Source organism: Polyangium fumosum, assembly GCF_005144585.1.
Lineage (GTDB): Bacteria > Myxococcota_A > Polyangia > Polyangiales > Polyangiaceae > Polyangium > Polyangium fumosum.
In genome coordinates this window covers 21,554-28,735 of record NZ_SSMQ01000103.1, presented here as the reverse complement: position 1 = coordinate 28,735, position 7,182 = coordinate 21,554, and the positions used below count along the sequence as shown (strand labels likewise).

Here is a 7,182-nt window from a genome sequence, read left to right as displayed (position 1 = left end):
AAAACTGCGCTCCGCGCAGTTTTTCAAACAGGCCGACGAAGAACCCAGGTTGCCAGCAGAACCGGCAGCGCGGCTGTCTTGGTTGGCAACGCCGTTGCCGGTCTTGACCGGGCCTGCTCGATGAACTGCGCATCGCGCAGTTCATCGAGCCTGGGTCCAGCCCCTGGCTGGTCCGGGTGCAGGGGCGGACAGCCCCTGCTGGGGTCTGGGGCGAAGCCCCAGCTCTGCGTCACCCGCGGCCGATGCCGGTGTACCAGAAGCCGAGGGCGCGCAGATCTTCGGGGTCCCAGATGTTGCGACCGTCGAAGAGGGATGGCGTGCGCATGAGCCGCTTGATGCGGTGGAAATCGGGGCGACGGTATTCGTGCCACTCGGTGACGAGTGCGAGGGCGTCGGCGCCTTCGGCTGCGGTGTACATCGTGTCCACGTAGGTCACGCGATCGCCGAAGAGCGGGCGGACGTTCTCGATGGCTTGTGGGTCGTGCGCGCGCACCGTCGCGCCTGCTTCGAGCAGGTCCTCGATCAACGTGAGCGCGGGTGACTCGCGGATGTCGTCGGTTTGCGGCTTGAAGGCGAGACCCCAGACGCCCACGACGCGCCCGGCGAGTGCGCCGTCGAAGTGTTGCTTCACCTTCGAGCCGAGCACGTGCTTTTGCCGCTTGTTCACTTCCTCGACGGCGCGCACGACTTCGAGGTCGTGGCCCATCGCGTGCGCGGTGTGGATCAGCGCGGAGATGTCCTTCGGGAAACACGAGCCGCCGAAGCCTGGGCCGGGGAAGAGGAACTTGGGCCCGATGCGCGGGTCGGCGCCCACGGCTTTGCGCACGCGATCGATGTCGGCGCCGAGCTTCTCTGCGAGCAGGGCGAGATCGTTCATGAACGAGATGCGCGTCGCGAGCAGCGCGTTCGAGGCGTACTTCGTCAGCTCGGCCGAGCGCGCGCCCATCGCGTGGATGCGATCGCTCGTGCGCACGAAGGGATCGTAGAGGCTCCGCAGCACCTCGAGCGCGCGCGTGTTGTTCGAGCCGATGACCACGCGATCGGGCTTCATGAAATCGTTGATCGCGTCGCCTTCCTTGAGGAACTCGGGGTTCGAGGCGACGCCGAAGGGGTGGGTCGTGTGGCGGGCGATGATCGCCTCGACCTGATCGGCTGTGCCGACGGGCACGGTGCTCTTCGTGGCGACGACCTTGAAGCCGTTCATGTTCTTGCCGATGGTCTCGGCGACGGCGTAGACGGCCGAGAGATCTGCGGAACCGTCGGCTGCGGAGGGCGTGCCGACGGCGATGAACACGACCTCGGCGTTGCGGATGGCGCCTGCCACGTCCGTCGAGAACGACAGGCGCCCGGCCTTCGTGTTCTTCGCGATGAGCGTGTCGAGGCCCGGCTCGTAGATGGGCACTTCGCCGCGCAAGAGGCGCGCGATTTTGCCCTCGTCGACGTCGACGCATGCGACGTCGTTGCCGAAATCTGCGAACCCGGCGCCGGCCACGAGGCCGACGTAACCCGTACCAATCACCGCGAGCTGCATGGGGCGCACCCTATCATTTCGCGCGCGCTCGTGTGTACGTGGCGCGCCCCACGCGCCGTCAGGGAATCACGATCTCGGAGGCGCGTCCGTCGCATCCGCGCAGCACGAAGCCGAAGCGGTCGCCCGAGCCTGCGCGCTTCTCCAGCGTCTTGCACGTCGTGCGTGTCACGCCTGGGGATCCGAAGCGGTCGCGGCTGTCCTCGGTCACGTCGACGATGGGACCGGGGCGCACGCGCATCATGTACGAGATCGGATCGCCCTCGACGGTGTGCATCGTGATCATGAGCCCTGCGGTGCTCCCGTTCAGCCATGCGTCCCAGAGGCACGCGCGCGCCGCGGCGTCGTAGCCCGTGCCGTGCACGTTGGTCTCGCGACCGCATGACGACGCGCCGTTCTCTTCCGAAGGCATGAGACCGGGCTCGACGACGGAGGTCGACCGCGTATCGCCTTCGGCGGGGCTCTTCGCCGCGCCACATCCGGAACAGCCAGACAGGGCGAGCAGGAGCCACGCGAGGTGTCCAAGGCGGCGAGCGGAATCGTGCGAACGCAAAGGGGATTTGAAGCGATGCATGATCGCCCAGGGTAGGGCGCGCTCGGCCGTCGGCAACCACGCGCGGCACGAAGATGGAAGCGTCGTTCGGCACGGACGACGGCGCTGTATGCTGAGGGCGTGCGTTACGACCGGGAGTATCACGAGACGCGGGAGCTCGCGGACGGTCGCGTCGTACGGCTGCGATGCATTCGCGCGGAGGATCGTGACGCGCTCGTGCGTGCGTTCGGAAAACTCTCGCGCGAGTCGCGTTATCGCCGCTTCCTCTCCGACGTGCCGTTCTTGAGCCCGTCGATGGCGCGGTACCTGACGGAGGTCGACGGCAAGGATCACGTGGCGATCGTCGCGATGACGGACTCGCTCGACTTGAAGGAAGAAGAGGGCGTCGGCGTCGCGCGGTTCTTGCGCCTCCCCGACGCGCCGCACATCGCCGAGGCGGCGGTGACGGTGATCGACGCGTACCAGGGCAAGGGCCTCGGCCGTGTCTTGCTCGATGCGCTCACGCGCGCGGCGCGCGAGCGCGGCATCTCGATCTTCCGCTCGGCGGTGCTCGTCTCGAACACGCCGATGCGGCGGATCCTCGACGAGGCCGGCGGCGTCGTGCACCACGACGAGGGCGACACGCTCGTGGTCGACGTGCCGATTGGCGAACCACGCCCGCACTGGTCGGACCTCCCGATCTTCCGCGTGTTGCGCGCCGCTGCGGAAGCAACACGCGCGGCGTTCCTCGGGGACGCGGACGATCAACGCGCGGACGACGTGAGCTCCGCGCGGTAGGGATCGAGCACGCTGCGGATGGCTTCCTCGGTGGCGCGCCGGATGCGCTCGACGTCGCCTTCGTTTCGCGGATCGCCGGCCGTGTCGATGGGCGGGAGCAGGTGGCAATCAAGCGGCACGCGGCGCGGGCGCAGGCCACTCGGCAGCGGGATGTCGTACCGCGACGAGCCGCCGATCCAGCGACCGAGGAAGTGCTCGCGTCGATCGAGGCGGTAGAGCTCGTCGACGCCCGTGGCGGCGAAAGGCACGATCGGAACACGCGCGCGCATGGCCACGCGTGCGAAGCCGGCGCGCCCTTGCCAGCGCAGCGTGTACGCGTCGCTCGAGAGCTTGAACGAGTCGTCGACGCCGCCCGGGTACACGACGACGAGCTCGCCGGCTTCGAGGAGATCGATGGCGTCGTCGGGCGTGCCTGGGATCGCGCCCATGCTGCGGAGCAGCTCGCGGAGGCCGGGGATGCGGAAGAGGTTTCGCTCTGCGAGGAAGCGCGGGAGCCTGCCCGTCTGGAGGAGCAGGAGCGCGGCGAGCGCGAAGGCGTCGATGCCCATGAAGGCGTGGTTGCCGACGAGCAGCGCGCCACCTTTGCGGGGCACGTGCGCATCGCCGTGCAGCGTGGCGTGGAGCTGTTCGGTGAGGCTCTGCGCGAAGCGGCGGCCGGACTCGGTCTGCGCGAGGAGCCAGCCTGTAGGGGCGAGCGGGACCATGGCGAGCCCCTAACGTCGGACAGGCCCGCCGTCGCGTAAAGCGTCACGCGCGCGCCGCGACTTTCTCCGGAAGCGGGATTCTGCGATACGAGGGGACATGCGAAACGTCACGGTGAAGACGGCCGAGGGGAAGTTCGGGCAATCGATCCACGTGGGGTCCCACGAGCTCAAAGGCGACGAGCTGCCGGAGGTGGGCGGCGACGATCGCGGGCCCGATCCGTTCGAGTTCGTGCTCGCCGGCCTCGGCACGTGCACGTCGATGACGATCAAGGTCTACGCGGACCGCAAAGCGTGGCCGCTCGCGTCGGTGGAGGTGGAGGTCACCGGCGAGAAACGGGATGGCTCGTTCCTCGCGAAGAGGTCGATCCGGCTTGTGGGAGACCTGACGGAGGAGCAACGCGCGCGGCTGCTCGACATCGCGAACAAGTGCCCGGTGCACAAGATGCTGACGGGGAAGATCGAGATCGAGAGCTCGCTCGTGGGGTGAGACGCGGACACGCCCCCGCGACGTCCGAGCATGCTCGTACTATGCTCTTCGACGTGGCCGACCGAGATCGCCAAGAGCGAGCAGCCCTGCGCCGAGCGACGTGGACGGGCGGGCGTGTCCCGCTGTCCCAGGCAGAGGACGCGGACGTTTTGTTCTGGAAGAGCGCGTCGGGGGGTGAGCGCTTGCAGGCCATCCTTTCGCTTGCGTGGGAGTGGTATGCGAACGAGGAACCCCAGCCTGCCGGCGGACTTCGTGGATCTCCTGGCGGCGTTCGCCGACGCTGACGTCCGTTATCTCGTCGTCGGTGGGTACGCCGTCGGCTTTCACGACCGTCCGCGCACGACGAAGGATCTCGATCTCTTCCTCGACGCCGATCGCGAGAACATGCGTCGGGCCTGCGACGCGCTGAGGATGTTCGGCGTGCCGGAGTCGATCGTCGTGGATCTGGATGCAGCGACGCCGGAGGAGATCGTGTGGCTGGGGGTCCCGCCGTTGCGTGTCGACTTTCTGCAATCGATGAAGGGGGCGTCCTTTGGTGACGCCTGGGAACGGCGTGTCGTCGCCGAGTGGGAGGGCGTCTCCGTGAACATCGTCTCGCTCGACGACCTCATCGAGGCGAAGCGGGCTGCCGGGCGCCCACAGGATCTCGTCGACATGCAGAACCTGGAGCGCGCTCGCCTCCTGCGAGGCGGTTGAGTCGTGAAACCCGCAGGAAACCGACGACCGAGGGTGTTGGAACGCGGCGACCCTCACGCGTCACGTTGACCGGCGGGTGTCGCCCACGCGTCGACCCCTAAGCGCAACGATGACCGGCGGGTGTCGCCCACGCGTCGACCCCCACGCGCGACGATGACCGGAGGGTGTTGGAACGCGGCGACCCCCACGCGCAACGATGACCGGCGGGTGTCGCCCACGCGTCGACCCCCACGCGCAACGATGACCAGAGGGTGTCGACACGCATCCACCCCCCACGCGTCACGTTGACCTGCGGGGGTCGACACGCGTCCACCCCCTCGGTCACGCACGACGCTTCGCTCGAGGCTGCATCTTCGAGCTCTCGTCCAGCGTCGCAAGCAGCACGGGAAGAACGGCGCGATCTTTCGCTCGACCGTCTTCGACTTCACGTCGATGAGCGTGGGCAGGTCCAGCACGCGGAGGGTGAGGTCGCCGTCCGTCATCATGACGGTGTGAGGCACAAGCTCTTCGTACCCCTGTCCCTCGCCGAGCTCGGATCAGCGAGCGATCGACCTCGCGCGCCGCTTCGACGATCTCCAGGTCGAGGGACTCGAACACGAACGCCACCCTGTCGGAGCGCCCTTCGCCTGCTCGATCCACGGACCGCGGCTGCCTCACGGAGAAGAGCTTACCAAACGCCGCGCCCGATGGCACGGCGGCGGAAACCGCCCACGGCGCCCGCTCGCTCCGAGCCCCTCACGGATGAATGAACACCACCGTCCCCGTCAGGCTCCGCGCGGCTCCGTGCCAGCCGTGCGGCACTTGGGGCTCCGTCCAGTGGAACAACCTTCGCGCGTCCTCCGGCGCGAGGTTCACGCAGCCGTGGCTCTTCGGCTGGCCGAAGCGGTCGTGCCAGTAGGCGCCGTGCAGCGCGTAGCCGTCCTGGAAGTACTGCACGTACGGCACGTCGCGGAGTTCGAACTCCTCGCCCACCGCGTCCGAGTCCATCGTCACGCTCACGTGCTTCGTATGGATCCGGAAGATCCCTCGCTTCGTCGACTTGCTCGTCTCCGGATCCTCGAGCCCGCTCTCCCCGCTCGACACCACCGTCGCGAACACCGCCTTCGTCCCCTCGTAGGCGACGAGCACCTGCTTCGTGATGTTGATGTCGAGCCACTTCTCGCCGTTCTTCCCCCACGCCGGCATCTTCTTCGCCGGATCGACGCGACCCGCGTGACGGTCGTCGATCCAGCCGCCGTCCTTCATCTCGTAGTGCAAGACGCCGCCCACGAACTTCTGCTTGCCCGTCAGATTCACCGCCGCGCGGTACGGGACCTCCCCGTTCGCGACGAGCTTGTTCTTCCCTTCGTCCCACACCCAGCGCTTCGCCCCGGGCCTGCGCACGAGCGCGAACGGGAAGTCGACGTCCTTGCCGATCTCGTAGCCGTGGAAGTCGCTGCCGCGGATCGGACGGAACCGATCGGCAGGCATCACCCGCAGATCCGTCGATAGGTTGTAGCGCCGTCCCTCGTGCAGGAACGTCTCCACGAAGGCCACCCCGTTGCGCCGATCGACCTGGCCGATCTTCACGAGATCGTTCGACTTCAAAAGACCCGACAGGTTCGGCACGCGGCCGCCGTCCTTCAGGAAGAACGGGATGTCCTCGTCCGTGAGCTTCTGCTCCATCGCGTCGAGCGCGGGCGGAGAGGGCGAAGACTTCCACTTCATCCACACGTCGAGCCCGTACGTCGCGCCGCTCTCCTTGTCCTTCTCCCACTTTGCGATGTGCTTCTTCAGCCCAGGCTCGTGCGCCTTCAGATCCTCGGCCGTGGGGATGCGCGCGTAGACCGGGCCGCCGCGCGTCACGATGCCGTACATGTAGGGGAGCTTCTGCGTGATGTCGGGCCGCCGCGTCGCGGCCTTCACGATCGGGTGGTTCAGATCGAGCGTGGCGTCGGGGCCCACGCAGACGTAGCCGTACGGCTTGATCTTGCGCCATCCGTCCTTGCAGCCGGCCGTCCCCGCGACCTCGGGATCCATCTCGACGATCGCGCCGGCGCGAAGGAAGCCGACACGCGCCGCCTTCGGATCCGGCTTCGCCACGACGTCGGTGCGCATCGCGATGCTCGCGAGCCGCGGCGCGCTCTCCGGGATCGGGGGCGGCAGGTGCGCGATGCCCGCGAGATCGACGAGCAAGGGCCCGCTCGGTTCGGGGGGAGGCGCTTCCGCGTCCGCCGCGTCCGCGGAAGGCGCACCGTCCGTGTCGGTTTTCGGGGTCGTGGCAGCACCGGCTTCGGACGGAGCGTCGGCGAGGAGGCCAGGAGCCGATCCCGGTTTCTCGCGGCAGCCGCCGAGGCTCACCGCCGCGAGGACGAGCAGCGTGTAGCAGGGGCGTCGCATGACGTGAGGCCCGTTAGCGCATGCCAGGGCGCTGATGTCCAGTTTTCCGCAGGGCCTC

The 7,182-nt window shown here is 68.0% G+C and carries 7 protein-coding genes; 3 read left to right on the top strand and 4 right to left on the bottom strand.

The window, feature by feature from the left end; genetic code table 11:
- Nucleotides 1-229: 229 nt before the first annotated feature.
- Together E8A74_RS47765 and E8A74_RS47760 are read right to left on the bottom strand one after the other, a co-directional pair.
- Nucleotides 230-1,531, bottom strand: a complete 1,302-nt coding sequence (locus tag E8A74_RS47765; protein ID WP_136935859.1) for a UDP-glucose dehydrogenase family protein — start codon at nucleotides 1,529-1,531, stop codon at nucleotides 230-232.
- A gap of 58 nt (nucleotides 1,532-1,589) precedes the next feature.
- Entirely contained in the window at nucleotides 1,590-1,940 is a 351-nt protein-coding gene (locus E8A74_RS47760) for a hypothetical protein (RefSeq protein WP_136935858.1), read from the bottom strand.
- A gap of 261 nt (nucleotides 1,941-2,201) precedes the next feature.
- On the opposite strand from E8A74_RS47760, the gene E8A74_RS47755 reads away from it, so the two are divergent.
- Nucleotides 2,202-2,858, top strand: coding sequence for a GNAT family N-acetyltransferase (locus E8A74_RS47755; RefSeq protein WP_136935857.1), 657 nt, complete (start codon nucleotides 2,202-2,204; stop codon nucleotides 2,856-2,858).
- Here E8A74_RS47755 and E8A74_RS47750 read toward each other — a convergent pair.
- A complete protein-coding gene (locus E8A74_RS47750) occupies nucleotides 2,825-3,562 on the bottom strand; it encodes a lysophospholipid acyltransferase family protein (RefSeq protein WP_136935856.1) in 738 nt (245 codons plus the stop codon). The genes E8A74_RS47755 and E8A74_RS47750 overlap by 34 nt on opposite strands.
- Before the next feature lie 97 nt (nucleotides 3,563-3,659).
- On the opposite strand from E8A74_RS47750, the gene E8A74_RS47745 reads away from it, so the two are divergent.
- Nucleotides 3,660-4,049 carry an OsmC family protein gene (locus tag E8A74_RS47745; protein WP_136935855.1) on the top strand — a complete coding sequence of 130 codons (390 nt, stop codon included), beginning with the start codon at nucleotides 3,660-3,662 and terminating at the stop codon, nucleotides 4,047-4,049.
- Between the two features lie 216 nt (nucleotides 4,050-4,265).
- Nucleotides 4,266-4,745, top strand: a complete 480-nt coding sequence (locus tag E8A74_RS47740; RefSeq protein ID WP_136935854.1) for a DUF6036 family nucleotidyltransferase — start codon at nucleotides 4,266-4,268, stop codon at nucleotides 4,743-4,745.
- Between the two features lie 735 nt (nucleotides 4,746-5,480).
- On the opposite strand, the gene E8A74_RS47735 is transcribed toward E8A74_RS47740, so the two are convergent.
- Entirely contained in the window at nucleotides 5,481-7,124 is a 1,644-nt protein-coding gene (locus E8A74_RS47735; RefSeq protein WP_136935853.1) for a L,D-transpeptidase, read from the bottom strand.
- Between the last annotated feature and the right edge of the window lie 58 nt (nucleotides 7,125-7,182).

Excerpts from the sequence above, each read along its gene's own strand:
- E8A74_RS47765 (WP_136935859.1), bottom strand. The coding sequence starts at position 1,531 with ATGCAGCTCGCGGTGATTGGTACGGGTTACGTCGGCCTCGTGGCCGGC.
- E8A74_RS47760 (WP_136935858.1), bottom strand. The coding sequence starts at position 1,940 with ATGCCTTCGGAAGAGAACGGCGCGTCGTCATGCGGTCGCGAGACCAAC.
- E8A74_RS47750 (WP_136935856.1), bottom strand. The coding sequence starts at position 3,562 with ATGGTCCCGCTCGCCCCTACAGGCTGGCTCCTCGCGCAGACCGAGTCC.
- E8A74_RS47745 (WP_136935855.1), top strand. The coding sequence starts at position 3,660 with ATGCGAAACGTCACGGTGAAGACGGCCGAGGGGAAGTTCGGGCAATCG.
- E8A74_RS47740 (WP_136935854.1), top strand. The coding sequence starts at position 4,266 with ATGCGAACGAGGAACCCCAGCCTGCCGGCGGACTTCGTGGATCTCCTG.
- E8A74_RS47735 (WP_136935853.1), bottom strand. The coding sequence starts at position 7,124 with ATGCGACGCCCCTGCTACACGCTGCTCGTCCTCGCGGCGGTGAGCCTC.